Origin of the sequence: Weissella oryzae SG25, assembly GCF_000691805.2 — a bacterium.
Lineage (GTDB): Bacteria > Bacillota > Bacilli > Lactobacillales > Lactobacillaceae > Weissella > Weissella oryzae.
The window spans coordinates 50,858-75,616 of sequence record NZ_DF820484.1; the positions used below are offsets into that span (position 1 = coordinate 50,858).

40 protein-coding genes and 1 other RNA gene are annotated in these 24,759 nt (G+C 42.6%); 1 reads left to right on the forward strand and 40 read right to left on the reverse strand.

Annotated features, from left to right (window positions below):
- Positions 1 to 4: 4 nt before the first annotated feature.
- The 37 genes from rpmD to TT13_RS00445 all read right to left on the reverse strand — a co-directional run bounded on the left by rpmD (position 5) and on the right by TT13_RS00445 (position 22,193).
- Entirely contained in the window at positions 5 to 193 is a 189-nt protein-coding gene (gene rpmD / locus TT13_RS00265; protein ID WP_027698113.1) for a 50S ribosomal protein L30, read from the reverse strand.
- A gap of 11 nt (positions 194 to 204) precedes the next feature.
- Complete coding sequence (rpsE, locus tag TT13_RS00270) at positions 205 to 708, reverse strand: 30S ribosomal protein S5 (protein WP_027698114.1); 504 nt, start codon at positions 706 to 708, stop codon at positions 205 to 207.
- A gap of 19 nt (positions 709 to 727) precedes the next feature.
- The gene (gene rplR / locus TT13_RS00275) at positions 728 to 1,084 is read right to left on the reverse strand and encodes a 50S ribosomal protein L18 (protein ID WP_027698115.1); all 357 of its coding nucleotides are present in this window, start codon (positions 1,082 to 1,084) and stop codon (positions 728 to 730) included.
- An 87-nt stretch (positions 1,085 to 1,171) separates the two neighbouring features.
- Positions 1,172 to 1,708, reverse strand: coding sequence for a 50S ribosomal protein L6 (gene rplF / locus TT13_RS00280; protein WP_027698116.1), 537 nt, complete (start codon positions 1,706 to 1,708; stop codon positions 1,172 to 1,174).
- Between the two features lie 31 nt (positions 1,709 to 1,739).
- Complete coding sequence (gene rpsH / locus TT13_RS00285; protein ID WP_027698117.1) at positions 1,740 to 2,138, reverse strand: 30S ribosomal protein S8; 399 nt, start codon at positions 2,136 to 2,138, stop codon at positions 1,740 to 1,742.
- 45 nt (positions 2,139 to 2,183) lie between these two features.
- Entirely contained in the window at positions 2,184 to 2,726 is a 543-nt protein-coding gene (gene rplE / locus TT13_RS00290) for a 50S ribosomal protein L5 (protein WP_082816147.1), read from the reverse strand.
- 31 nt (positions 2,727 to 2,757) lie between these two features.
- Complete coding sequence (gene rplX / locus TT13_RS00295) at positions 2,758 to 3,066, reverse strand: 50S ribosomal protein L24 (protein WP_027698119.1); 309 nt, start codon at positions 3,064 to 3,066, stop codon at positions 2,758 to 2,760.
- A gap of 33 nt (positions 3,067 to 3,099) precedes the next feature.
- Positions 3,100 to 3,468 (reverse strand): 50S ribosomal protein L14, encoded by a 369-nt coding sequence (gene rplN / locus TT13_RS00300; protein ID WP_027698120.1) that lies wholly within the window; start codon positions 3,466 to 3,468, stop codon positions 3,100 to 3,102.
- 45 nt (positions 3,469 to 3,513) lie between these two features.
- A complete protein-coding gene (gene rpsQ / locus TT13_RS00305) occupies positions 3,514 to 3,780 on the reverse strand; it encodes a 30S ribosomal protein S17 (protein WP_027698121.1) in 267 nt (88 codons plus the stop codon).
- Positions 3,781 to 3,798: 18 nt separating this feature from the next.
- A complete protein-coding gene (gene rpmC, locus TT13_RS00310; protein ID WP_027698122.1) occupies positions 3,799 to 4,005 on the reverse strand; it encodes a 50S ribosomal protein L29 in 207 nt (68 codons plus the stop codon).
- On the reverse strand, positions 4,005 to 4,424 hold the full coding sequence (gene rplP, locus TT13_RS00315; RefSeq protein WP_027698123.1) for a 50S ribosomal protein L16: 420 nt from the start codon (positions 4,422 to 4,424) through the stop codon (positions 4,005 to 4,007). The genes rpmC and rplP overlap by 1 nt, the downstream gene beginning before the upstream one ends.
- 2 nt (positions 4,425 to 4,426) lie before the next feature.
- Positions 4,427 to 5,083 (reverse strand): 30S ribosomal protein S3, encoded by a 657-nt coding sequence (rpsC, locus tag TT13_RS00320; RefSeq protein WP_027698124.1) that lies wholly within the window; start codon positions 5,081 to 5,083, stop codon positions 4,427 to 4,429.
- 13 nt (positions 5,084 to 5,096) lie between these two features.
- Positions 5,097 to 5,444: a 50S ribosomal protein L22 gene (gene rplV, locus TT13_RS00325; protein WP_027698125.1), complete on the reverse strand. Its 348-nt coding sequence runs from the start codon at positions 5,442 to 5,444 to the stop codon at positions 5,097 to 5,099.
- A 17-nt stretch (positions 5,445 to 5,461) separates the two neighbouring features.
- On the reverse strand, positions 5,462 to 5,743 hold the full coding sequence (rpsS, locus tag TT13_RS00330) for a 30S ribosomal protein S19 (protein ID WP_027698126.1): 282 nt from the start codon (positions 5,741 to 5,743) through the stop codon (positions 5,462 to 5,464).
- Positions 5,744 to 5,803: 60 nt separating this feature from the next.
- Positions 5,804 to 6,637 carry a 50S ribosomal protein L2 gene (gene rplB, locus TT13_RS00335; protein ID WP_027698127.1) on the reverse strand — a complete coding sequence of 278 codons (834 nt, stop codon included), beginning with the start codon at positions 6,635 to 6,637 and terminating at the stop codon, positions 5,804 to 5,806.
- 15 nt (positions 6,638 to 6,652) lie between these two features.
- Entirely contained in the window at positions 6,653 to 6,940 is a 288-nt protein-coding gene (rplW, locus tag TT13_RS00340) for a 50S ribosomal protein L23 (protein WP_027698128.1), read from the reverse strand.
- The gene (gene rplD, locus TT13_RS00345; RefSeq protein ID WP_027698129.1) at positions 6,940 to 7,563 is read right to left on the reverse strand and encodes a 50S ribosomal protein L4; all 624 of its coding nucleotides are present in this window, start codon (positions 7,561 to 7,563) and stop codon (positions 6,940 to 6,942) included. The genes rplW and rplD overlap by 1 nt, the downstream gene beginning before the upstream one ends.
- A gap of 23 nt (positions 7,564 to 7,586) precedes the next feature.
- A complete protein-coding gene (rplC, locus tag TT13_RS00350; RefSeq protein WP_027698130.1) occupies positions 7,587 to 8,213 on the reverse strand; it encodes a 50S ribosomal protein L3 in 627 nt (208 codons plus the stop codon).
- Between the two features lie 89 nt (positions 8,214 to 8,302).
- Positions 8,303 to 8,611: a 30S ribosomal protein S10 gene (gene rpsJ / locus TT13_RS00355; protein WP_027698131.1), complete on the reverse strand. Its 309-nt coding sequence runs from the start codon at positions 8,609 to 8,611 to the stop codon at positions 8,303 to 8,305.
- Positions 8,612 to 9,074: 463 nt separating this feature from the next.
- Positions 9,075 to 9,947, reverse strand: a complete 873-nt coding sequence (locus TT13_RS00360; protein WP_082816148.1) for a DUF975 family protein — start codon at positions 9,945 to 9,947, stop codon at positions 9,075 to 9,077.
- Between the two features lie 196 nt (positions 9,948 to 10,143).
- Positions 10,144 to 11,169, reverse strand: a complete 1,026-nt coding sequence (gene tsaD, locus TT13_RS00365) for a tRNA (adenosine(37)-N6)-threonylcarbamoyltransferase complex transferase subunit TsaD (protein WP_027698132.1) — start codon at positions 11,167 to 11,169, stop codon at positions 10,144 to 10,146.
- A gap of 4 nt (positions 11,170 to 11,173) precedes the next feature.
- Positions 11,174 to 11,629, reverse strand: a complete 456-nt coding sequence (gene rimI, locus TT13_RS00370) for a ribosomal protein S18-alanine N-acetyltransferase (RefSeq protein ID WP_045476257.1) — start codon at positions 11,627 to 11,629, stop codon at positions 11,174 to 11,176.
- Positions 11,589 to 12,203: a ribosomal protein S18-alanine N-acetyltransferase gene (gene rimI, locus TT13_RS00375; RefSeq protein ID WP_242868499.1), complete on the reverse strand. Its 615-nt coding sequence runs from the start codon at positions 12,201 to 12,203 to the stop codon at positions 11,589 to 11,591. Before rimI (TT13_RS00375) ends, rimI (TT13_RS00370) begins: the two co-directional genes overlap by 41 nt.
- Positions 12,181 to 12,903, reverse strand: a complete 723-nt coding sequence (gene tsaB / locus TT13_RS00380; RefSeq protein WP_027698135.1) for a tRNA (adenosine(37)-N6)-threonylcarbamoyltransferase complex dimerization subunit type 1 TsaB — start codon at positions 12,901 to 12,903, stop codon at positions 12,181 to 12,183. The genes rimI (TT13_RS00375) and tsaB overlap by 23 nt, the downstream gene beginning before the upstream one ends.
- A 162-nt stretch (positions 12,904 to 13,065) precedes the next feature.
- Positions 13,066 to 14,058, reverse strand: a complete 993-nt coding sequence (gene galE / locus TT13_RS00385) for a UDP-glucose 4-epimerase GalE (RefSeq protein WP_027698136.1) — start codon at positions 14,056 to 14,058, stop codon at positions 13,066 to 13,068.
- An 86-nt stretch (positions 14,059 to 14,144) separates the two neighbouring features.
- Positions 14,145 to 14,888: an acyl-[acyl-carrier-protein] thioesterase gene (locus TT13_RS00390; protein WP_027698137.1), complete on the reverse strand. Its 744-nt coding sequence runs from the start codon at positions 14,886 to 14,888 to the stop codon at positions 14,145 to 14,147.
- Complete coding sequence (gene rsmI, locus TT13_RS00395) at positions 14,888 to 15,766, reverse strand: 16S rRNA (cytidine(1402)-2'-O)-methyltransferase (RefSeq protein ID WP_027698138.1); 879 nt, start codon at positions 15,764 to 15,766, stop codon at positions 14,888 to 14,890. Before rsmI ends, TT13_RS00390 begins: the two co-directional genes overlap by 1 nt.
- A gap of 5 nt (positions 15,767 to 15,771) precedes the next feature.
- On the reverse strand, positions 15,772 to 16,782 hold the full coding sequence (gene holB / locus TT13_RS00400) for a DNA polymerase III subunit delta' (RefSeq protein ID WP_045476260.1): 1,011 nt from the start codon (positions 16,780 to 16,782) through the stop codon (positions 15,772 to 15,774).
- Between the two features lie 17 nt (positions 16,783 to 16,799).
- The gene (locus TT13_RS00405) at positions 16,800 to 17,123 is read right to left on the reverse strand and encodes a cyclic-di-AMP receptor (RefSeq protein WP_027698140.1); all 324 of its coding nucleotides are present in this window, start codon (positions 17,121 to 17,123) and stop codon (positions 16,800 to 16,802) included.
- On the reverse strand, positions 17,120 to 17,788 hold the full coding sequence (tmk, locus tag TT13_RS00410) for a dTMP kinase (protein ID WP_027698141.1): 669 nt from the start codon (positions 17,786 to 17,788) through the stop codon (positions 17,120 to 17,122). The genes TT13_RS00405 and tmk overlap by 4 nt, the downstream gene beginning before the upstream one ends.
- A gap of 11 nt (positions 17,789 to 17,799) precedes the next feature.
- A complete protein-coding gene (locus TT13_RS00415) occupies positions 17,800 to 18,072 on the reverse strand; it encodes a DUF2508 family protein (protein WP_027698142.1) in 273 nt (90 codons plus the stop codon).
- Positions 18,072 to 18,671 carry a recombination mediator RecR gene (recR, locus tag TT13_RS00420; protein WP_027698143.1) on the reverse strand — a complete coding sequence of 200 codons (600 nt, stop codon included), beginning with the start codon at positions 18,669 to 18,671 and terminating at the stop codon, positions 18,072 to 18,074. The genes TT13_RS00415 and recR overlap by 1 nt, the downstream gene beginning before the upstream one ends.
- A gap of 18 nt (positions 18,672 to 18,689) precedes the next feature.
- Positions 18,690 to 18,998, reverse strand: coding sequence for a YbaB/EbfC family nucleoid-associated protein (locus tag TT13_RS00425; RefSeq protein WP_027698144.1), 309 nt, complete (start codon positions 18,996 to 18,998; stop codon positions 18,690 to 18,692).
- Positions 18,999 to 19,010: 12 nt separating this feature from the next.
- On the reverse strand, positions 19,011 to 20,813 hold the full coding sequence (gene dnaX, locus TT13_RS00430; protein WP_027698145.1) for a DNA polymerase III subunit gamma/tau: 1,803 nt from the start codon (positions 20,811 to 20,813) through the stop codon (positions 19,011 to 19,013).
- Between the two features lie 133 nt (positions 20,814 to 20,946).
- Positions 20,947 to 21,028: signal recognition particle sRNA small type (gene ffs, locus TT13_RS00435), an RNA gene on the reverse strand.
- Positions 21,029 to 21,079: 51 nt separating this feature from the next.
- Positions 21,080 to 21,589, reverse strand: a complete 510-nt coding sequence (locus TT13_RS00440; RefSeq protein WP_278279329.1) for a nucleoside deaminase — start codon at positions 21,587 to 21,589, stop codon at positions 21,080 to 21,082.
- Positions 21,579 to 22,193 (reverse strand): class I SAM-dependent methyltransferase, encoded by a 615-nt coding sequence (locus tag TT13_RS00445; RefSeq protein WP_027698147.1) that lies wholly within the window; start codon positions 22,191 to 22,193, stop codon positions 21,579 to 21,581. The genes TT13_RS00440 and TT13_RS00445 overlap by 11 nt, the downstream gene beginning before the upstream one ends.
- A 98-nt stretch (positions 22,194 to 22,291) precedes the next feature.
- On the opposite strand from TT13_RS00445, the gene TT13_RS00450 reads away from it, so the two are divergent.
- On the forward strand, positions 22,292 to 22,858 hold the full coding sequence (locus TT13_RS00450) for an LOG family protein (protein ID WP_027698148.1): 567 nt from the start codon (positions 22,292 to 22,294) through the stop codon (positions 22,856 to 22,858).
- A gap of 76 nt (positions 22,859 to 22,934) precedes the next feature.
- On the opposite strand, the gene TT13_RS00455 is transcribed toward TT13_RS00450, so the two are convergent.
- The 3 genes from TT13_RS00455 to TT13_RS00465 form a co-directional block, all read right to left on the reverse strand.
- Complete coding sequence (locus TT13_RS00455) at positions 22,935 to 23,333, reverse strand: type II toxin-antitoxin system death-on-curing family toxin (RefSeq protein WP_278279330.1); 399 nt, start codon at positions 23,331 to 23,333, stop codon at positions 22,935 to 22,937.
- Positions 23,334 to 23,339: 6 nt separating this feature from the next.
- Positions 23,340 to 23,555 carry a hypothetical protein gene (locus TT13_RS00460; protein WP_027698150.1) on the reverse strand — a complete coding sequence of 72 codons (216 nt, stop codon included), beginning with the start codon at positions 23,553 to 23,555 and terminating at the stop codon, positions 23,340 to 23,342.
- Between the two features lie 133 nt (positions 23,556 to 23,688).
- Complete coding sequence (locus tag TT13_RS00465) at positions 23,689 to 24,654, reverse strand: alpha/beta hydrolase (protein ID WP_340147916.1); 966 nt, start codon at positions 24,652 to 24,654, stop codon at positions 23,689 to 23,691.
- Positions 24,655 to 24,759 lie beyond the last annotated feature (105 nt).

Here is a 24,759-nt window from a genome sequence, read left to right on the forward strand (position 1 = left end):
CAGCTTACTCGGCTACTAATTCAACAGCAACCAAGTGAGCAATCTTAAACACAGCACCACGTGTTTGAGGATTGTTAGGCAAAACTACAGATGAGTTTACCTTGTTTAGTCCAAGAGACTTAACAATCGCACGTTGGTTCGGCTTGCGGTGAGCAGCACTCTTCACAAGCGTTACTTTTACTTGTTCTGACATATCCTGCCTCCTTAATCAGCCAAGTGCTCAAGAGAGACTTGACGCAACTCAGCAACTTCTTCAGCGTTCTTCAATTCAGAGATAGCTTCGAAAGTTGCGCGCACAACGTTAATGGGAGTTGATGAACCTAATGACTTTGCAGTCACGTCGGCAACACCAGCCAATTCCAAAACGGCACGTGCAGCACCACCGGCTGCAACTCCAGAACCTTCAACGGCTGGCTTCAACAAAATGCGTCCGCCACCGAAGATACCCAATGAAGTGTGAGGAAGGGTCGTGCCAACAGTTGGGACAGCAATAATGTTACGCTTGGCAGCTTCAACAGCCTTACGGATAGCCTCAGGAACTTCTTGAGCCTTTCCAGTACCAAAACCAACGTGACCATTACGGTCTCCAACTACAACCAAAGCAGCGAAACGCAAACGACGTCCACCTTTAACAACCTTTGTAACACGGTTGATGGCAACAACGTTTTCTTCTAGTTCGCCGAGCTTCTTTGGATCGATATAAGCCATGATTTTTTCCTCCTTCCTATTAGAACTTCAAACCAGCTTCACGAGCTGCTTCGGCCAATGCTTGTACACGTCCGTGATACAAGTATCCACCACGATCGAAGACAACATCAACGATACCCTTTGAAGCAGCACGTTCAGCAACTAAAGCACCAACCTTAGCGGCTTGTTCAGTCTTTGGTGCAACTTCAACAGCTGCATCCAAAGTTGAGGCACTAGCAAGCGTCACACCCGCTACGTCATCAATTAATTGCGCGTAGATGTTCTTGTTAGAACGGTAAACGTTCAAGCGTGGGCGCTCAGCAGTACCAGAAATCTTTCCACGAACCCGAGTGTGTCGATGTTGACGCACTTTGTTCTTGTCTGACTTCGTAATCATTGTTCGTAACCTCTTTTTCGTATATTTGGAGATATACTCAGCAAGTAGTCAGGAATGTTGCAGTCCTTACTTAGAATAAATCTAAGATTACTTACCAGTCTTACCTTCCTTACGTGCAACAACTTCGCCTTCGTAACGGATTCCCTTACCCTTATAAGGTTCTGGGGCACGTACGGCGCGAATTTCAGCGGCCAAGTCACCGACCAATTGCTTGCTGATTCCTTCAACAGTAATAGTTACTGAATCAGGGACTTCAACAGTTAATCCTTCACGGGCCTCGAACTCAACAGGGTGTGAGTAACCAACAGTCAAAACAAGCTTATCGCCTTGCTTTGCTGCACGGTAACCAACACCGACTAGCTTCAAAGTCTTTTTGAAACCATTTGAGACACCCTCGACCATGTTTGCAACATTGGCACGAGTAGTTCCGTGAAGTGCCTTAGTGCGACCGTCGTCAGATGAACGAGAGAAAGAAACTTCTGCTCCATCAACTGAGAAAGTAATTTCTGAAGCGACCGTGCGTGACAATTCACCCTTAGGTCCCTTTACAGTTACAACATCGCCTTGACGTGATACTTCAACACCAGCGGGCAAAGTCACAACCTTATTACCAATACGACTCATCGGTAGACACCTCCTTATTAGATTTTATTTATTACCAGACGTAAGCCAATACCTCGCCACCAATTTTCTTGGCGCGAGCTTCTTTATCGGTGATAACACCTTCAGAAGTTGAGATGATAGCGATACCCAAACCGTTGAAAACCTTTGGTACAGCATCTGCCTTAACATAAGAACGCAAACCTGGCTTTGAAATACGCTTCAAACCAGTGATAACGCGTTGCTTATCAGCACTGTACTTTAGGAAGACACGGATGACACCTTGCTTGTCATCTTCAATGTATTCAACGTCGCGGACAAAGCCTTCATTCTTCAAAATTTCGGCGATGTCCTTCTTGATCTTTGATGCAGGTACTTCGACTGAATCGTGACGAACCATGTTGGCGTTACGAATACGTGTCAAAAAGTCTGCAATTGGGTCAGTCATAGACATTGATATTTGCCTCCTTGCAAAATTTACTGTTTAACAGTTAATTGATTACTTAGCGAATGGCATACCCATTTGGGTAAGCATTTCACGAGCTTCTTCGTCAGTGTTGGCAGTCGTTACAATAACGATGTCTAATCCACGAACACGGTTAACTTGATCGTAATCGATTTCTGGGAAAATCAATTGTTCCTTGATTCCCAAAGTATAGTTTCCACGACCATCAAAGGCCTTTGCAGAAACACCACGGAAGTCACGAACACGTGGCAATGATACGCTGATTAACTTATCCAAGAAATCATACATACGCTCACCGCGCAACGTAACCTTAGTTCCGATTGCCATACCCTCACGCAAACGGAAGCCAGCGATTGACTTCTTAGCACGTGTGATAACAGGCTTTTGACCAGCAATCAATTCCAATTCAGCAACAGCTTCATCCAAGTTCTTTGAGTTTGATACAGCATCACCAACACCCATGTTCAAAACGATCTTTTCGATCTTTGGGGTTTGCATTGATGAAGTGTAGTTAAACTTTTCGATCATTGAAGGTTGAACTTCCTTAACAAACTTTTCCTTTAAGCGATTCATGATAAAGATTTCCTCCTTCCTTTCCTTTGATTAATTATGCCAAAGTCGTTCCAGACTTCTTAGCAAAACGTACCTTCTTGCCATCTTCAACCTTGTAACCAACACGAGTTGGCTCGTTAGTAGAAGGGTCAAGCAATTGTACATTTGAGACGTGGATTGGAGCTTCAAGCTCGATAATTCCACCTTTTGGGTATTGGTTATTTGGCTTTTGGTGCTTTTTGATCATATTCACACCTTCGACAACAACACGGTCTGAAGCAGCGATTGTCTTAACAATAGTTCCTTCTTTGCCCTTGTCCTTGCCGGCGATAACCTTAACCTTGTCACCAGTCTTCACAAACATGCGAGGCTTCCTCCTTGATTTAATGATGGCGAATTACAATACTTCAGGTGCCAATGACACGATCCGCATGTAATCATTGTCACGCAACTCACGCGCAACAGGTCCGAAGATACGAGTCCCAACTGGGCTCTTATCATCCTTTACGATAACAGCAGCGTTCTCATCAAACTTGATGTATGAACCATCTGCACGGTGCATTCCAGATACAGTACGAACGATAACGGCTTTAACAACGTCACCTTTCTTTACAGTACCACCAGGAATGGCTTGCTTAACGGTTGCGACGATCATATCACCGATTCCGGCGAACTTACGACCTGAACCACCCAAAACCTTAATAGTCAAGATTTCACGTGCTCCTGAGTTGTCAGCAACTTTCAAACGACTCTCTTGTTGAATCACGATTCTGTCTCCTTTCCGCTATTGGTAAAATTCGAGATTAAACGATTAGATAATAACGGCCTTCTCGACGATTTCTACCAAACGGAAGCGCTTTGTAGCTGATGTTGGACGCGTCTCCATGATGCGTACAATATCACCTTCCTTAGCTTCGTTGTTTTCATCGTGAGCCTTGAACTTCTTCGTGTACTTAACACGCTTACCATATACGGGGTGGTTTTTGTAAGTCTCGATGGCAACCGTAATTGTTTTGTCCATCTTGTCTGAAACCACGCGGCCTTGGTAAACCTTACGTGCGTTACGAGCTTCAGTCATATCGGTCTCCTCTCTAGCTTACTTGTTCAATTCTTGTTGACGGATAACCGTCTTGATACGTGCGATTTGCTTACGTACTTCTGAAAGACGGGCCGTATTCTCAAGTTGACCAGTAGCAAGTTGGAAACGCAAGTTAAATAGCTCTTCTTTGTAGCTCTTCTCCTTGGCAACCAACTCTTCTTGGCTGAGACCCTTGATTTCGTTTTGTAGATCCTTGATCTTCATTATTCACCCTCCACTTGACGAGTCAAGATTTTAGTCTTAACTGGCAACTTGTTAGATGCAAGACGCAAGGCTTCGCGAGCAACCTCTTCTGGCACGCCGGCAACTTCGAACATTACCTTACCGCGCTTAACAGGTGCTACCCAACCTTCAGGCGTACCCTTACCATTACCCATACGAACACCGACACCCTTAGAAGTGTATGACAAATGTGGGAAAATCTTAATCCAAACTTGTCCACCACGCTTCATGTGACGTGTCATGGCAACACGGGCAGCCTCAATTTGACGGTTTGTAATCCAGTGAGACTCAGTGGCTTGTAATCCAAACTCACCGAAGGCAACCGTCTTACCACCCTTAGCTTCACCACGCATCTTACCACGGTGAGGACGGCGGTACTTAACACGCTTTGGTACTAGCATGATTACTTGCCTCCTTGCTTCTTCTCTGGCAAAATATCACCCCGGTAAATCCAAGTCTTAACACCTAGTTGACCGAAAGTAGTAGTTGCCTCATCCCATGAGTAATCGATATCTGCACGCAAAGTGTGCAAAGGTACCGTACCCTCTGTGTATTGCTCAACACGAGCAATATCAGCTCCGTTAATACGACCTGAAACTTGTGTCTTGATACCCTTGGCACCAGCACGCATTGCACGTTGCATTGCACCACGCATAGCGCGACGGAAAGCAACACGGCGTTCCAAGTCAGAAGCGATTTGTGATCCTACCAAGTGAGCATCCAAATCTGGCTTCTTAATCTCAATGATGTTGATGTGCACGCGCTCACCCTTTGCCACTAGACCTGACAATTGGCTACGCAATGCGTCAACTTCTGAACCACCCTTACCAATAACCATACCTGGCTTAGCAGTGTGGATTGAGATGTTTACACGGTTAGCTGTACGCTCGATCTCGATACGAGATACAGAAGCATCAGCCAACTTAGTCTCGATGTACTTACGCAACTTCAAATCTTCATGTAATGAAGTTACATAGTCCTTCTTGTTTGCGTACCACTTAGCATCCCAGTCGCGGATAATGCCGACACGCATACCAGTTGGGTTAATCTTTTGACCCATGACTCAATCCTCCTTACTTTTCTTTTACCACAATCGTAATGTGGCTAGTACGCTTGTTAATTGGTGAAGCAGAACCCTTGGCACGTGGACGGAAACGCTTTAGCGTTGGTCCTTCGTTTGCAAAGGCTTCGGCAACTACCAAATCTTCACGATCTAGTGAGAAGTTGTTCTCAGCATTAGCAACTGCTGAGTTCAACACTTTAAATACATCTAATGAAGAGTGGTTTGGCAAAAATTGCAAAATTGCATATGCCTCTGACACACTCTTACCACGAACTTGGTCAAGCACAAGGCGGACCTTACGTGGAGCGACACGAACGATTTTCGCTGTGGCGCGTGCTGACGTGATTTGTTCAGCCATTCTTAGTGCCTCCTAAATTACTTACGCTTAGTCTTTTTGTCATCCGCTGCGTGACCATGGAATGTACGCGTAGGGACGAACTCACCAAGCTTGTGACCAACCATGTCTTCTTGAACTAGAACTGGTACGTGCTTACGACCATCGTAAACTGCAAAAGTCAATCCAATAAAGGTAGGGAAAATCGTTGAACGACGTGACCATGTTTTAATTACTTCTTGCTTACTTGAAGCGTTGGCTTCTTCAACCTTCTTCAACAAGTGAGCGTCAGCAAATGGTCCCTTCTTCAGGCTGCGACCCATAATTGAGTCCTCCTCTCGTTTGCTTGTGTGTTATACACTAAATTACTTGTTTAGACCAGACTACTTGCTCTTACGACCACGAACGATAAACTTCGTTGAACGAGCCTTAACGTTACGAGTCTTCTTACCAGCAGTCTTCTTACCCCATGGTGACATTGGAGATGGACGACCAACTGGGGCCTTTCCTTCACCACCACCGTGTGGGTGATCGTTAGGGTTCATTACAGATCCACGAACGTGTGGACGTTGACCCTTCCAACGCTTACGACCAGCCTTACCCCAGTTGATCAATGAGTGTTGTTCATTTCCAACAACTCCAACTGTGGCGCGGTTGACAGCAAGGATCATACGAACTTCGCCTGATGCCAAGCGAACAAGAACGTACTTTCCTTCCTTACCCAACAATTGAGCTGAAGTTCCAGCAGAACGGACTAATTGTCCACCCTTACCAGGCTTCAATTCGATATTGTGGATTTGAGTTCCATCAGGAATGTTTGCCAATGGCAAAGCGTTTCCGACCTTGATGTCGGCTTCAGGACCAGATTGAACAGTCATTCCGACCTCAAGTCCCTTAGGCGCCAAGATATATGCCTTAACACCATCAGTATATTGCAACAAAGCAATATTTGCTGAACGGTTTGGATCGTATTCGATTGAAACGACTTTGGCTGTAACTTCATCCTTAGTCCGCTTGAAATCGATGATACGGTATTGGCGCTTGTGTCCACCACCACGATGGCGAACAGTCATGTGTCCGTAAGAGTTACGGGCACCAGTGTTTGACTTTGATTCCAACAAGCTCTTTTCGGGCGTCGTCTTTGTGATCTCAGCAAAATCTGAGCCAGTCATGTTACGACGACCGTTAGAGGTTGGCTTATACTTCTTGATAGCCACGCTAATGTCCTCCTATTAGTTTTCGTTGAACAACTGAATGTCCTTTGAAGCGGCAGTCAATTGAACAATTGCCTTCTTACGCTTCTTAGTGTAACCAGAGAAGCGACCTTGGCGCTTCAACTTACCACGTACGTTTGCTGTGTTGATCTTTTCGATTTTAACTTCGAAAATCTCTTCAATAGCGCGCTTAATTTGTGGCTTTGTGGCACGAACATCAACTTCAAACGTGTAACGCTTTTCATCCAAAACGTTCATTGTTTGCTCAGTGATGATCGGGCGCAAAATGATATCGCGTGCGTCCATTATGCCAAAACCTCCTCAACTTGTGCCAAAGCTGATTGTACAACAACCAACTTATCGTTGTTGATTACGTCAAGAACGTTAACACCCTTAGCAGTCATTACAGTAACATTAGTTAAGTTACGTGCTGCCAATGCTGCATTAGCATTGTTATCATCCAAAACGATCAACGTCTTTTCGTTTACATTCAAGTTGTTCAAAACAGCCTTGAAGTCCTTAGTCTTTGGTGCATCGAATGACAAAGCGTCAACCAATACCAAAGCATTGTCCAAAACCTTTTGTGACAATACTGACTTCAATGCCAAACGGTAAACCTTCTTTGGCAACTTGTATGCGTATGAACGTGGTGTAGGTCCGAAGACGATACCACCGCCACGCCATTGTGGTGAACGGATTGAACCTTGGCGGGCACGACCAGTACCCTTTTGACGCCATGGCTTCTTTCCACCACCGCGAACTGCTGAGCGGTTCTTAACGGCATGTGTTCCCTGACGTAGAGATGCACGTTGCATCAATACTGCGTCAGTGATGACATTGTTGTTTGGCTCAATACCGAAGATAGCGTCGTTCAACTCAACTTCGCCGGCGTTTGAACCGTCTTGCTTAAACAAAGCAACCTTAGTCATGTTATTTCCTCCCTTCGTCCTTATTACTTAGCCTTGATAGAGCTCTTAACGGTAACAAGTGACTTGTTGGCACCAGGAACATTTCCCTTAACCAAAATTACGTTGTTTTCAACGTCTACACGTACAACTTGTAAGTTTTGAACAGTACGTTTGTGGTTACCCATGCGTCCAGGCAACTTCTTACCCTTGAAGACGCGGTTGATGATGGCACCCAATGAACCAGGACGACGGTGGTAACGAGAACCGTGCGCCATAGGACCACGTGATTGTCCATCCTTCTTGATGTTACCTTGGTAACCATGACCCTTAGTGATTCCAGTAACGTCAACTGCTTCGCCCTCAGCGAACAAATCAACCTTTACTTCATCCCCAACGTTATATTCTCCTTCAGCGTCGCGAATCTCACGAATGTAGCGCTTAGGGGTCGTGTTTGCCTTTGAGGCGTGACCTTGCTCAGGCTTGTTGCTCAAAACGGCACGCTTGTCTTGGTAACCCAATTGAAGTGCACTGTAACCATCGTTTTCTACTGTTTTAACTTGTAGAACAACGTTGGCAGTTGCTTCAATCACCGTAACCGGGATAAGCTCACCGTTCTCAGTGAATACCTGAGTCATGCCGACTTTGCGGCCTAAGATACCCTTAGTAGTCATGACTATCTCCTTTATAATGGTAAATTTTACTTTTGGTCAGTTAAATGCTTAACCGGGCAAGTTTTCTTGCTGTTGTTGCGTTGTAAAAATTACAACTTGATTTCGATGTCGACACCACTTGGTAATTCAAGCTTTGACAAGGCGTCAACAGTCTTAGCAGTTGGGTTCACGATATCGATCAAACGCTTGTGAGTGCGCATTTCGAATTGCTCACGTGAATCCTTGTGCTTGTGAGGTGAACGCAAAACCGTATAAAGTGTGCGTTCAGTAGGCAAAGGAATTGGACCTGAAATTTCAGCGCCCGTACGCTTTGCTGTCTCAACAATCTTTTCTGCAGATGCATCCAAGATTTGGTGCTCGTAAGCCTTCAAACGGATACGAATCTTCTTATTTGCCATGATAAATCTCCCTTCGTCCATATTGGAATATGAAACTAACTCCGTGGAAACTACCGACGCACCCCAAGAATCCATGGCACTGGTTCTCGTGGCAATGCCGCCGGGTGTGTCGCAACCTCCCACATCAACGCTCGTTGAATAGTGTGCCGTGTGAACTGGTTGTTTGCCCTTCCGGCTCACACGTACTTGAATATATTACCGCGTGGCTGTGGTAATTGCAACCCTTTTGTTCAAGTAATTTACACAAAATCTTCAGAAATTATTGTATAACCGCTTTCATTAATTTATCAAAATTAAACGCCGGGTTTTAGCAATTAATTTCACTGTGGTTTATCCGCTCTATATTAATAGTAGAAAGCCACAGAAAATAACGTTTTAAAACCATTAAAACAAAAATAATAAGCTGAAAGTCTTGGTATCTCAATACCCAAAACTTTCAGCTTATTATTTTTAGTCATATTGTTTATTGTTGTGTCTTATTTGGATATAGGACTTCAACCTTTACAACTTGCTTAATAGGTAAGTCTTTTGTCAATTCAACATAAAAAGCGCCTTGGGCTGCGACTAGATATGGTTGCACCCAGAAGAAATTAATAACTGCGCATACAACAATCACAATCATAGCAACGATAATTCTTACCATCATTGCATCGACAGCTCCTGTCATATTGCTGAAGATTAAGTAAACAATACCTATAGCGCTAGTAATTAAGGTAACTGCTGCAATAGCCATTGGAATCCATAACCACCAAGCAATGCTCAACTGCAACACGAAGAACTGCCACTTATGCCCCTTCATCAACTTACTCGATTGCTTTAAGTAGGCACCAACTCGATCTTGATCGCCTACCTGCCCACGCTCTAGTGCATCTGCACGTAGATACATTGCTTGCGAGTAGCCATAACCTTTAATGATACCTGGGACAATTAATAGCAATGTCCAAAGTGCAGTGTAGATAATTTGCATAAACATCAAGCTAAACATTTTTATGAAACGACCAGAACGATAAAAGGCAAATAAATTAGGCAGAACCTTGGCTGGTTGCTCACCTGTTCTAATCCAATTAACTGTCGCCCAGACCCAAGCGGCCATAAGTAATGCTAAGAAAATTCCCGTAAGGCCTGAAAGAAAACCAGTCTCACCATTGATATGTAATGCTTCTTCCAATACAGCCGCAATTATCTCCGTAATCATTGAAAATACTACCCCGGCAACGAAATAAGCCAAAGTAAACTTAAGCATTGTCTTATAGTTACCCTTTTTCAATAATCCACGGGCTTTTTGCCGAATTGCTTGATTATTTCCCATCGTTTTCACCCCAATTACTTTCTCCATGATTTAAAATCGTAATAACCTATCTGTATTATAACTGAAAACTGTAGTTAAAAATATTGATAAACGCAAAAAAGCAGTCAAAAAATGCCAATTTAGTAACAAATTACTTTTATCGCTACTAGATAGGCAAACATTTGACTGCTTACTTGTATTTATAAGCATGTAACAGATTTTGTGGTTTGACTGACTCCTTGGTTTAATCATCAAGATAGGCAAACTCTAATGTCGGATCTGCATTTAAATCCCAAGTGCCACGAGTACCATGCCGATAAGCAATATCCCCAGCTGCACCAATCATCGCTGCATTATCACCAGCTAGCTCAATCGGTACTGGTAGATAGGTAACTGTTTTAAAATCTGCCAACAAAGTTGTTAAGCCATCACGTAAGCCATGGTTTGCGGCCACCCCACCAGCAACGATAAAACTTTTCACTGGATAAGCATTCAGCGCATGTCTGGTCTTTGTCAATAACACTTCAAGGACCGCTGCTTGAAACGAAGTGGCCAAGTTAGTGTGGTCAATTACTTCGCCCCGTTGGTCAGCATTATGCAACAAATTGATGACGGCACTTTTTAGACCAGAGAAAGAAAAATTGAAATTATCTTCTGATAGCATTGGCCGTGGTAAATGATAGACATCTTGACCTTGATGAGCCATCGTATCAATTGTTTTACCTGATGGATACTTTAAGCCCATTGTTCGACCAACTTTATCATAACTCTCACCAGCCGCATCATCCTGTGTATCACCAATAACTAAGTAATCATACTCGGCCTTCATCAAGACTAACTCAGTGTGCCCACCAGACACCATTAAGGCTAACGCGGGATAAACAATTGGTTTTACAAAATTAGCGGCAGAAATGTGACCGGCCAAGTGAATCACTGGTACCAAAGGTAAATTGTGAGCCCAAGCAATCGTTTTAGCTGCCGTTACACCAATCAGTAAGGCTCCAACTAAACCTGGCCCCTGGGTAACTGCAATTGCCGTTAAATCTGCATAGGTAAGTTGTGCGTCTTCAAGGGCTGCATCCGCTAAAATGGTTACCTGCTCGATATGATGCCGACTCGCGACTTCTGGCACAATTCCACCAAAGCGTTGGTGACTTTTGATTTGAGTTGCTGTTTCTAAGCTGAGAATTTCATGACCATTTTTAACGATTGCTACGCTAGTTTCGTCTGCACTTGATTCAAACGCCATTATTATTCGATTTTCGGTCATTACATCACACCTCTCTTGTTTCTACCGGTAAATATAAATCCATAAGATAAGCATCTTCCTTTGGCTGACTATAATAGTCTTCACGAATATTATAGATGTCAAAACCTAAGCGCTCATACAATCGGTGTGCCCGCTTATTACCATAGCGAACCTCAAGCATTGCACGAGTTCCTTTAGGAAAACGACTAAACCACTCCATTAGAAGCTGTTCAGCCAGATGTTGACCTTGGTAGGTTGGAATAATCGCTACATTGCTAATCGACAATTCATCAATCACCAACGTTCCGCCCACAAAGCCAATCGCTTGGCCGTCAGTCTCTATAATCAAATAATGCGTTAAATTATTTTTTAGATCGTGCTCAAAAATTGCCTTAGTCCAAGGTGAGCCTTGGTAGGCTAGTTTAGCTAATTCATAGAGTTCAGCTGCGGTCGTTTTTGAACGATAACTCACTGTTAACATCTTCGTTACTGTCTCCTAACATCTGTGCCATATCGTAGGCATCCTCACCATTATCCTCATAATATTGCGTCCGTGTCCGAACAATTTCAAAGCCCAAACGCTTATATAGGCTAACTGCACCTTGATTTGAAACGCGAACTTCTAAGGAAACGCGTCGAAACTTAATTTGATGAGCGACCGTCATTACATAGCTCAGTAAAAAAGTACCTAGCCCCCGCTTCTGCCAATCAGGAGCAACCGTGATGTTACTGATATGAACATCTTTAATTCCAGGTCGAAAGCTGGCAATAACATACCCTGCCAAAGAATTTGTTTCTGGTTCACGTAAAAGTATAAACAGTGAGTTATGTGGTTGACTCAATAAATCATAAAAGATTTCTTCTGCCCAAGGCTCATCGCCAGCATAAGCTAAGCGTTCAACCAAAATCATTTCTGCAATATCGTCACGGGTTGCTGGTCGTAGCACAAATTTACGTCCCCGCACTGTAATTTCTTGGTAAAAATCACGGACAATCTCTGGCAATGGTCGGCTAACCCAAGTAAACCAATTCCTAAACTTTTTCCACAAATCCATGATTACTTACCCCAGGATGAGCTTTAGCCCAATCCACTTCTGCCTGTGATAGGCGCAAATACTTTGGTACAAATTGATGTATGTCACTTAGCTCAGTTAAAGGCTTAACTTGCCCTGCCAAAGCTAACAGCTGACTTGCATCTGGCAAATTCTTCTCACTAAAGCCCACATTTGGTAGTGCAGCTTGCAGCTCAGGTGCAAAACGTTGATACTCCCCAACGAAAGTAACTGGTCGCTCAAGCACCTTTAATTCATCAATCAAGTGTTGCAAATTACTATGGTGGTCATTTCCAACTGCTTCAAGCTGTCCATCTAGCCGCTGATAAGTTCCCACATACATATTATCGTTACGTGCATCCATAATCGGTACAATTACAGCCTCAGTATTGATCACATTAGCTGCCAATAAAGCCAAACTCGATACACCAACTAAGCTCAGACCCAGTGTAAAGGCCAAAGTCTTAGCAGTTGTCACTGCAATTCGTAGTCCAGTATATGAACCTGGGCCCTGGCTTACAATGACTTGATTTAGGTCTTGTGGTTGCCAACCGGTACTTTTTAATAGTTCATCCATGAAAGGTAATAGTTGTGTAGAATGATTTTTAGCTTGGTTTGTATTTCTTTGGTCAACTAATTTACCATCTTCGAAAATTGCAACGGAGAGTGGTTGATTTGACGTATCAAACGCAATAATTTTCATAGCATGCTCCTTTTTTGCTAAGTTTGATTTTACACTGCTTTACCTACAGGTTAAAGTCATAAGTTACGGCTTTAAATCCAGCCCTTCTCAAACCCAAATAAAAAGGTTAAGGCAATAATATCAGCTACCTCAACCTTATTTCTTTATTAATTCAATGCAATCTTAACGATCTTCATAGCCATTTGGATGCTTTTGGTGCCAAGTCCAAGCCGTTTTGATGATTTCTTCAACACTTTCGTATTGAGGCTTCCAGTCCAAAACTTCACGAGCCTTGTCAGATGCAGCAACCAATGAATCAGGATCACCAGCGCGTCGTGGACCAACTTCAGCTGGGATTGGTTGCTCAGTTACCTTACGTGCTGCTTCAACCATTTGTTTAACTGAGTAGCCATTAGCCGACCCAAGGTTAAATTGGTCAGAATCATTACCAGCTGCTAAGTAATCTAATGCCAAAATATGAGCATTGGCCAAATCCATAACATGAACATAGTCACGAACATTGAAGCCATCCGGAGTATTGTAATCGTCCCCAAACATCATAATCTTCTCACGCTCACCCAAAGCTGTTTGTAAAATAATAGGCACTAGATGAGTTTCTACCGGATGATCCTCTCCAATCGAACCATCGGCCTTTGCGCCAGCAACGTTGAAGTAACGCAAAGCTACCCACTTTAAGCCATATGCTTCATCAGCCCACTTCATAATATGCTCCATTTGAAGCTTAGACTCACCATATGGGTTAATTGGCTTTTGTGGCGTTGTTTCCTTAATTGGGCTTTCTTCAGGAATACCATAAGTTGCCGCTGTTGATGAAAAGACAATTTGCTTAACGTTGAATTCCAACATTACCTCAAGCAAAGCAATCATTCCAGCTGTATTATTGTCAAAATATTTTAGCGGATCAGCCATTGATTCCGGCACAATTGATGAAGCTGCAAAATGTACAACTTGGTCAATGTGCTCAGTTGCAAAAACTTCCCGCATTGCGGCCTTATCACGAATATCAACTTCGTAAAAAGGTACGCCAGCTGGTACCGCTTTACGATGACCAGTTAAAAGGTTGTCCACTACTACAACATCACGCTTTTCTTGCAAAAGCAAATCAACCATATGTGAACCGATATATCCGGCACCACCCAAAACTAATGTAGCCATGCTAATCCCTCAATTCTTAATCTACTAAAGTTAACTATATCAACATTTTCGTCGACTTTCAAACTAAGTCTAGAAATCGCTTACAACTAGTTAGTGGCTGGTTGCCAGGTAATCTCTGTCTCAGCCGAAATTGCATCGTTTGCCCAAATGCGATGCAAAGTCGTATTACCGATAATTTTCACCTCCGAGCGCACAAATTCGCCTAACCGAATTTCCTGCTCGTATTTGATTTTAATGGCAACCGGCTCATGCTGACTAATAAAATCTGCTCCTAAAACATCCTGCATCCAGTCTGGATACTTTGAATTATTAACATGGCGATTAGAATCAATATCTGAAAAACGGACCGCATACTCTTGTACCCGATCAATTTCCATGTCTGGGGTAATTTTAGCTGGGTCAGCCAGTCGTGGAATTCGTTTGACCTGCTCAGCCTGGTAGGCATCAACCATTGATTGTGGAATCCGTGCAACTTTACGCTTCTCCATGTCGACCATAGTATAAAAAGCGTCAACATCAACTAAAATGTTACCTGCTTGGTCTAAGATACGATAAAGGCGCTTAGCGAAGAAAGGATTAAACTCCTTAGCCATTGTTTGCAAAATGACTTGCTCCCCGTCTTTAGGGCGACGGTTAATTTTCATATCTTCTTGTAAAATAATCCAGCCCAAGCCCTCAGCATGTGTGAACTCTGGTCCAACCCCCAGGTCAATTGACTGCTTAGTTGATGATAAAACAACTAAATTAAAAATCATGGGCAGACTTAACTTTCCAGTCACATCTGCCTCGTAGTAAACCACCTCGTGGTTCATACTATACATTTCTGCCATTATGCTTGTCCCTCTTGGTAATCCAAATATAGTTTCTGCCGGTCAAGTTGTCTTAGCTTAGCAATTTGTTTAACGGCCGCTGTCGTCTTTAAGCCACTATCAACTAACTGTTGCACAGCTTCAAGCGCTGGTAGATCAGCCAATGGATCACTTTGTTTTACATCAACAACTTCATCGTTGCCCGCAACCATAATGACAAATTCCCCACGCACTTCATTTTCATTTACCCATTGTAAAACTTCGGTAAAATCACCCCGGATAAATTCTTCATAGCGCTTGGTCAATTCCCGCGCTAACACAACTTGCCGACTTGCCCCAAAAACTGTCGCCATGTTAGCTAAAGTTTTAGCCAAACGGTGTGGTGCTTCATAGAACAAAATTGTTTGCTTTTGTTGGTTTAACTCGGTTAACTCAGCTAACTGCTCCTTTGGTTTACGTGCTAAAAAACCGTAAAACATGAATGGTTGTGGTGCTAGTCCTGATGCAATCAGCGCCGTAATTCCGGCTGATGCACCTGGTAGTGGCACAACTGGAATATTAACTGCCAAAACAGCTAAGACCAATTCATGCCCAGGGTCCGAGATTGATGGCATCCCCGCATCTGAAACTTGCGCTACATCTTCACCTTTAAGCAATAAAGCCACCAATTCTGGTATACGGCTCTCCTTATTATGTTCATGAAAGGAAATTTGTTTGGTCGTGATTGTAAATTGATTTAGTAACTGTTGAGTATGTCTGGTATCCTCAGCCGCAATAACTTGTACTGCTTTAAGGGTATCAATTGCTCGTACAGTCATATCACCCAAATTACCAATCGGGGTTGGTACTAAGTACAAAGTACCACTCGTATGTTGGGCAAAACTCTTCTGTTGATTCATCTAATCTAAGCTCCTGCTAATTCTAACTGACTCTCCAAAATCAATGCTTCTAGGGTTGTTTGAAAAGAAATATTTCTTTGTAATCTTTGTGGCGCATGCAGGGTAGCGTCCAAAATCTTAACGACCTTAGCCAAGGGTAAGGAAGTTATGATTGTTTGCCATTGCGGATTATCCATGAAACTGCCTTCCGCTGGGCCGTCGACTTTCATCAGTAAAATATCTCGCCAAGCCTGACCTAAAATGGCTAACAAAGTATCCTGCTCTACGTTTCCCTTAGCTAAAGGTAACAATTCAACTTGAACCATTACAAACGCATCACTTTGTCCTTGGATAATCGCTGCAACTAACTTTTTGATTGCTGCAACGCTTTGCATAAACCAATCATCCACTAACCAAGTTGCTGCTAAATCTAGATTATCAGTTAATTGTTGCGCTAAGCCAGCTAATTCTGGTGAATAGCTCAATTCTAATAAAGCGGCTTTCATCTGAGCGGGGGCTAAGCTTGGAATCTCAATGACCTGCGTTCTCGAAATAATCGTTGGTAAGATTTGAGCCTTATTCTCCGTCAACAAAATTGCTGTTTGCTCGGCACTTGGCTCTTCAATAAATTTAAGCAAGCCATTTGCTGCACTGGTCGTTAAACGGTCTGCATCATGGATGATAAAGACCTTATGATGACCTTCAATTGGCGTTTTAGAAAATTCATCGCGTAGAAAACGAACTTGTTCAACTTTAATAGTCTTACCTTCTGCATGAATATTAATTACATCTGGATGTTCATGATTTGCAATTCGTCGACACTGATCGCAATCGCCATCAGGCTGACCCGTCTGGCTGATATTTGGGCACAGTAAGCGCATTGCCAGCCAATCAACTAATTCGCTTTGTCCACGACCATTGGGGCCACTAAACAGATAGGCATGTGCCAAACGATTATGACTTGCCGCCTGACTAAGTTGTGCTAATAATCGTGGTTGCTTATTTGTTGCTTGTTCAATGATTTCTTTTGCTTTCATATCCACGGCAGCCACTTTTAAAAATGATAAAAGGCAGCTACATCTTGCACAAAGACGGTCGCCCCACCAATTTGAACTTCAACTGGCATACTAGCATCAAAAGTCATATCCAAATTAACCGTTGGAGTCATAATTTGTTTTCTAGTCTGCGCAGTTGTTTTTATAATATCCAAAACTGCTGCTACTTGGTCATCTTCAACCCCAATCATGAAGGTTGTATTACCTGAACGTAAAAAGCCACCTGATGAACGCAAACGTGTTGCTTGAATATTAGCTTGTACAAACTTATCACTCAACTGATTAACATCTTTATCCTGCACAATCGCTGTAACCATTTTCATAAGTTTTCCTCACTTTCGGGTAAATCTAATACGTCAACTAAGGTCAACCATACATCATTAATCACTTGTTCTAAGGGCTGGCTGGCATCAATCATCACAAACCTATTTGGTTGCTGTGCGGCTAACTCATGATAGGCTGCCGAAACACGTCGATGAAAATCAATGCCATCCAAATCTAAACGATTAATTTCATTTTTTCGATGGGTCATAATTCGGTCTAAGCCAACTTGTGGATCTAAATCCAAATAAATTGTCCGATCAGGATATAAGCCTTGAATTGCATAGTCATTAATTTTTGCTATGTTATCAATACCTAATCCCCGACCACCACCTTGATATGCAATTGAGCTGTCAACATAGCGGTCAGAAATAACAACTTTACCGGCCGCTAAAGCAGGCTTAATCGTGCTTTCAACGTGCTGACGACGTGAGGCCGCATATAAGAGCGCCTCAGTCCAAGGGTCCATCATTCCAATATATGCTGGATCTAAAACAACATCACGAATTCGTTCCGCAATGGCATTCTCCTTACCACCAGGTTCACGGGTAAGAACTAATTGTTCCTGCAAATATGGTTGCAAACGTGGCAGAATCGCCTTTAGAACCGAGGTCTTACCAGCACCTTCAGGGCCTTCAAATGAAATGAATATTCCTTTTTTTTGCATGTTGCCCCCTGTTAATACCGATTACTACTCTCAAAAGCACGTTGCAAGTTACCTGATACGCCCTGCTCACGCGCCGCTCTTAGTAAAAAGAAATACTTTTGTTTAATGATATTGGTCTGTGCCTTAATCATTCTTGGATCTACATCGCCTTCTAGCATCGCTTTTTCTGAAATGCGAGCTTTAGCCAAATCTTCTTTTTTTAACTCAATCAAATTTACTAAGTCATCAGGAATCGTCTTTAATTCGCTATGTCCCTTAGGTTTATTGAGTGAAAATAATCCCATTATAATAACGTCCTTCCCTCGACAGCCTTAATCAAGGTAATCTGGTCTGCATAGTCAATATCTGATCCAACAGATAACCCGGTTGCTAATCGAGATACTCTGATACCAGCTGGCTTTAACAAACGTGATAAGTACATCGCAGTTGCTTCACCTTCAGCATTTGCATTAGTCGCAACAATAATTTCTTCAATTTCGTCATGACTTTGTAGACGTTTCACCAGGGTATCAATGTTTATATCATCAGGCCCTTTACCATTTAATGGTGATAAAACGCCGTGTAAAACATGGTATAAGCCACGGTATTCACCAGCGTTCTCAATTGCCATTAAATCCTTTACTTCTTCCACAACAATAATCGTCGACTGATCTCGATCGGGGTCAGCACAGATTGCACAGGGGTCAGTTTCCGTAAAATTGCCACAAATTGAGCAAAAATGTAAATCACGTTTTACTGAGATTAGTGCTTGCGCAAAACCAGTTACGTCTTGCTCGGCCATCTCCATCGTGTGAATGGCTAAGCGTGTTGCTGATTTAATCCCAATTCCTGGTAACTTTGTATAGCTATCAATCAAACGGGCAATAGGTTCCGGATACTGCATAGCTACCTCTTTTCTCTTTTAAAATGGCATGTTAGGCATATATTGACCTAGCCGCTTTGATGAATCAGCATCAATTTTTTGCAAGGCATCATTCACTGCGGCAATTGTCATGTCGGCTAAAGTATCAGGATCATCAGCATCAACAACTCCAGCTGCAAACCGCAAATCCTTCAAAACACGATCACCAGTGAAGGTTGCAATCACTGTATCTTCAGGTGCATGGCCTACGTATTCACTCTGGGCGATTTGTGCTTGCTCTGTTTCAACATTTTCCTGCATCTTCTTAACTTGCTTCATCATTTGTTGCATATTTTGATTACCAAACATTTTATTACTCCCTTATTCCTCTGTTATTTCAACTAAATCACTACCAAAAATATCCAGCGCCTTAGTAACGATTGGCGGTGCTGGTTTAGCCTCGTCTTTTTCATCAGTAACCGTGGCAAAATCGTGTTCAACAGCCTGATTGGCTGCTGGTTCAACTGAATTTTTCTTGCGCTCCGCCACAAATTTTGCACGTAATTGTGGCCAATCTTCTTGATTAATCATTACTAATTGTCGTTCAGCCTTTGACTGCGTCATCGTCTGTAACTTCGTAACTAGAATGTTTTGCATCTCAATGTTTTTTAAAGCATTCGCCCGAATGACATCATAATCAAAGGCCAATAAGACGCCGTCAGGACTAGCGGCTAATGGCTGCGCGACATTTAACATCGCTTGTTGTGGTACATCCAAACTAGCCAATAAATCTGACCAAACTGCTCGGACACGCTGTAAGTCGCCCTTGGTTGCCTGAGCTAAAAGATTAAATACTGCAACTTGATCCGCACTAGCCTTTGGGACCGTCTGTCGTACTGGGCTTGCTTGTGGTGCCGTTGAAGCTGGTACAGTTTCAGTCTGTACTAGGCTCGGCTGGCTAACTGGCTTGGCCGATTCACTCTCAGCTGGCTGACCTTGTACATTAGCTGTATTACTGCTATTTAACTTTACTGGTGCTGTTGGCTCACTCACTGAGCGTTTAGCTACTTGCACCGCATGTTGACTAACTACTTGGCTGACCTGCGTTAATTGGCTTGGCTGACTAAGCTTTACAGTCAGCACTTCTAAATAGATACTTGGCCGATTCGTATAGCGTAATTGCTGTTGCGTTTCATTTAAAGTATCAATCATGCGATACCAAGTGGTTGGCTCATTCCCCTGCGCCAGAACTTTGAACTCTTCATCCGGAACTAAGGATACAAGCTCGGGCGCCTCAGTGTATAACAACAAATCACGAGCGTAAGAAATCAAGTCTTCAACAAACCGATTTGCATCTTTACCAGCGCGAAGGACCTCAGCCAGCTTCGCTAATGCCTGTGGTACATCTTGTTTAACAGTCGCCGATATATACTGTCCCAACAACGTCTGTGTGACTGAACCGGTAACCAAAAGTGCATTTTCTAGGGTTACATGCCCATCACCAAAGGAAAGTGTCTGATCAAGAATACTCAAAGCATCCCGCATTCCACCATCAGCGGCATTGGCAATTACACGTAACGCTGCTTCATCAAAGGTGTCGCCACGTTGCGTCAAAATATAGCTCATGCGAGCATAAGCATCTTCGGCACTAATCCTTTTGAAGTCAAAGCGTTGCGTTCGTGAAATTATCGTCGCTGGGATTTTTTGTGGTTCAGTTGTTGCCAAAATGAAAATAACATTTGCTGGTGGCTCTTCCAACGTCTTTAGCAAAGCGTTAAAGGCACCAGTCGACAGCATATGAACCTCATCAATGATATAGACTTTATACTTTGCCATCGTTGGCGCGTAATTGACATCTTCACGAATATCACGGATTTGCTCGACACTATTATTTGATGCTGCATCTAACTCCATCACATCGCCAATCGTGCCATTATCAATCGCTTGACAAATTTCACATGTATTATCAGGTTCACCGTCAATTGGGTTTAGACAGTTGACTGCCTTAGCAAAAATTTTTGCTGCTGAGGTCTTACCAGTTCCACGAGGGCCATTAAATAGATAAGCATGAGAGGTTTGTCCTGTCATAATTGCATTTTTCAAGGTTTTTGTGATTACCTCTTGGCCAATCATATCGCTGAACTTCTGTGGTCGCCAAGTCCGATATAACGCTTGATATGCCATCTATTTCCACCTCCTCGTTTTTTCATTATCTTAATTAAAAATTGTTTACTTTCAATTTTAACAGATTTAATTACTTTTTTTACAATAAAAAACCGCCAACCAGTCTGCACTAGTCAACGGTATTTATCTACATAAAGGTGAGGCACAATATACGGTCTCCTTAGTGCTGCTGCCTTCCGACCCTGACACGGTTCGGGGTGCATACTTGCCTCGATGAATAGTATACCAGAAATCTTTACTAACTGCCAAGCATTTCCAAAATAGACCTACTCAGCTTTATTTTGCGCTGCTTTGGCAGCTTTCTTAGCTTGCCGTACAGCTCGGAAAAAGTCTTTTAGCAATGTCTGGGCAGCTTCTGCTTGCACACCCGGATGTACATGTACTTGGTGGTTTAATCTTTCATCCTCCAATAATGTATACAAAGAACGCACCGCTCCCGCCTTGGGGTCAGCGGCTCCATAGTATACATCTGCAATCCGCGTCTGTTGAATTATACCAGCACACATAATGCAAGGTTCTAAGGTTACAAATAACTGTGCCCCCGGTAGTCGCCAAGAACCTAGTTGGCGATTAGCTTCAGTAATTGCAATAAATTCCGCATGTTGCGAGGCATCTTCCAAGCGCTCACGCATGTTAAAGCCTCGGCCAACAATTTCACCTTCATAAACTACCACCGCACCAATGGGTACCTCCCCCAAAGCACCGGCCTTACGCGCTTCAAGCATGGCTTCGCTCATGAAATAATCAATTTGCTCTGCTGTTAGTTCATTGCCCAAGATAGGTACTCTCCAAGATATAGTAGCCTTTATCTTTAGCAATCACTTCAACATTGCCAAAGGTATCTGCCATTAACACTTTGGCCGATGGTGCCCCCTGCTTTTTTTGCAAAACAACTGTCAACGTCCCATTTGGCACTAAGTGGTCAGCCGCTTGTGCGAGCATATCAGATACAATCTGTTTACCTGCTCTGACTGGTGGGTTAGTTAAAATAGCAGCATACTTAGCATTCCCCAACGCCTGATACCGATCTGACTGAATTACCTTAATCTGGTCAGCAACCCCATTTTGTAATGCATTCCGCTCACTCAATTCGGCTGCCCGTTGGTTAATCTCTGCAGCAACAAAATGCCGGTCCGGCAATAGCTTTGCCAAAGAAATGGCCACTGGTCCATAACCAGCACCAAGATCTAAAATCTCACCAGCTGGGACCTTTTTATAATCAAAGGCCGTTAGCATCACCCGCGTACCGTAATCAACGGTCGTTTTGGAAAAAACCCCCGCATCGGTCGTAAATTTCAAGTTATTATCAAACAAAGGAAAATCCCAAGTATGTTCATCATGCGCGGTAGTTGGCGCGCTAGTATAGTAGTGTTCGGCCATCATTCACCTCATTCTTAATTATCTTCTTTAAACCTAAGTTATTTATCTTTATTTATTGTAAACTAGGCAAGTAAGAAAGAAAAGTTAGGAAGAGAAAGATGAAAGAACAAACAATTGGTGTATTCATGGGTGCCCATGATGGTGCAAACCCTGATTTTAAAGTTGCCGCCCAAGCGGTTGGCCGGCTAATTGCTACTAATGGTTATAATCTAGTCTATGGCGGATCAGCCACTGGTTTAATGGGTACAGTTGCTAAAACCGCCAAAGAACATGGTGCTTACGTAATTGGGATTCACCCAGATAATTTAATCCCTGAACAAGCCGGTCCTGATTTGGCTGACGAATATATTCCCGTACCTGATATGGATACGCGCAAGCGTTTAATGTTTGACCGTGCTGATGCCTTCTTATTTTTGGCTGGTGGACTCGGTACTTTAGAAGAGCTTGGCCAAGTCCTTTCTTGGACCAAGCTTGGTATGTATGACAAACCGATCGTCCTACTAAATACTGACCATTTTTACGACAGTCTTGCACAATGGCTAGAACATTCGGCCATTGAAGGCTTCGAAGATTTTATTGATATTAACCAGTATGCTTTAATTTCCGACCCGGAAACTGCTTTTGCCCACTTAACAAAAGAACTAGCTAAAACTAAACATGCCTAAATTAAAAAGCGCTAAGTCGGCTCAACTTAGCGCTTATTTTTTATTTAAAATTAACATTAAATTGGCTTTAATCTACTTATTTATGCACCGCTTCAAGCCACTTAGCAATCTCCAGCATTGTGTCTTCATTATCCGGTGAATTTGTAATTGCTAAAACAAATTCGTCAGCATTATTTATAAAATTAACATCCTCGACTAGATAACCATTTAGTCTCAAGAAATATAATGCCGCTTGAATTGCAGTTCGTTTATTTCCATCGACAAAAACGTGTTTCTTAGTAATTTTTTGTAAAATAAAGGCCGCTTTCAACCAAATTGTTTCATATAATTCATGTCCAAAGACAACTTGCTGTGGTTGATTCAAAACAACTTCTAGTGCTGATTCGGATTGAACACCATAATTTACACCAGCTACCATAGTTACAACATAGCGATTAATTTCTAATATCTCTGGCCTCGATAAATACCTAATCACTGTTTATCACTTATCCTTCAATTTTTTCATTAGGGGCGTAAATTGGTCCATAAATGCGTGAATATCGTCAATTTCAGCATGTTCTAGGTTATCAACTCGTTTTAAAACAATGTTTCCTTGTGCGTCTAAGTACGGCTCAAATTCAACATTTTCTGGAACGTTAAGTGAACTTGGGATGGTCACAACAATGGCATTTGCAACCTTTCGACTTTTAACTACCATAATAACTACCTCCTTCGTTTGTATATACATAAGTATACACTTTAAAAATCAGTTTGTCCTGCAATAAAGTTGGGTATCCACTTCTTAATAACCACTAAAAAGCGCTAAGTTTGCTTAACTTAGCGCTTATTTTTTATTTAAAATATTTATCCATAAAGGCTTCGATCTTATGTTCATAACCAACTGGGTCGGTCGCATAAGATTGGACGTGCTTGGCTCCTGGCACAATCCATTTTTCCTTAGGACCACGACTAGCCGCATACACTTGATTTATAAAACGTGTTGGTACAAAGTCATCTGCACCACCATGAATAAACAGCATTGGTCGCTTGTTATTATGCAAAAGCTTAACTGCATCAGCTTGACCATAAGAATAACCAGCAAAGACCTTTGAATAAGCTGATACAACCGGAATTAGCACATTGCTCAACCATTTCGGCATCCCATACATTGAACCAGCTTGATACTTTAGTTCGGCATCAACTGAACTATAACCTGCATCCTCAATAAAAGTCTTAACTTGCTTTGGTGGATTCATCCCCGACAGCATCATAGTTGTGGCACCACCCATTGAAGCACCCATCACAGCAATCTGACTATTTTGACCATTACGCTGAATTACTTGGTTAATCCAACCCAGATAATCCTTAGCATCTAAATAACCATAGCCGATGTACTTACCACCTGATTTACCAGCAGCTCGATCATCAGGCATTAGCACATTGTACCCAAGTTTATGGAAAAGTGTACCATAAGGCGCCATGGCCCGGTGGTCAACTCCAAAACCGTGAATCACTACCACAGTTTTATTTGTTACCGTTTGCGCTGGTAAATAATAACCAACTAATTTTGTTCCATCTTTTGCCTTCATTTGCCACTCAGTTAATTTAGGCTGTTGTAAGAAAGCCTCTTGTTCTTGATATAGAACTGCATCCTTACTTAATTCAGTTCCTTTGATAAAACTTTTATTTTCACGAACTTCGGCAACTTTAAAGAAATAACCCCCAGCCGCAATCGTTACCACAACTACCAAGGTCACTACTGAACCAATAACCATCCAGATACGCTTTTTCTTCGTCCACCTTTGCTTTTCTTTCACCACACTTGGCTCCTCATTCTTTAGCTTCAAAGTAATTATTATAACCTATTTTTACACATTTGCATGATTTGTTCAAAAAATATTAGATAAAGCAAAATGCTATAC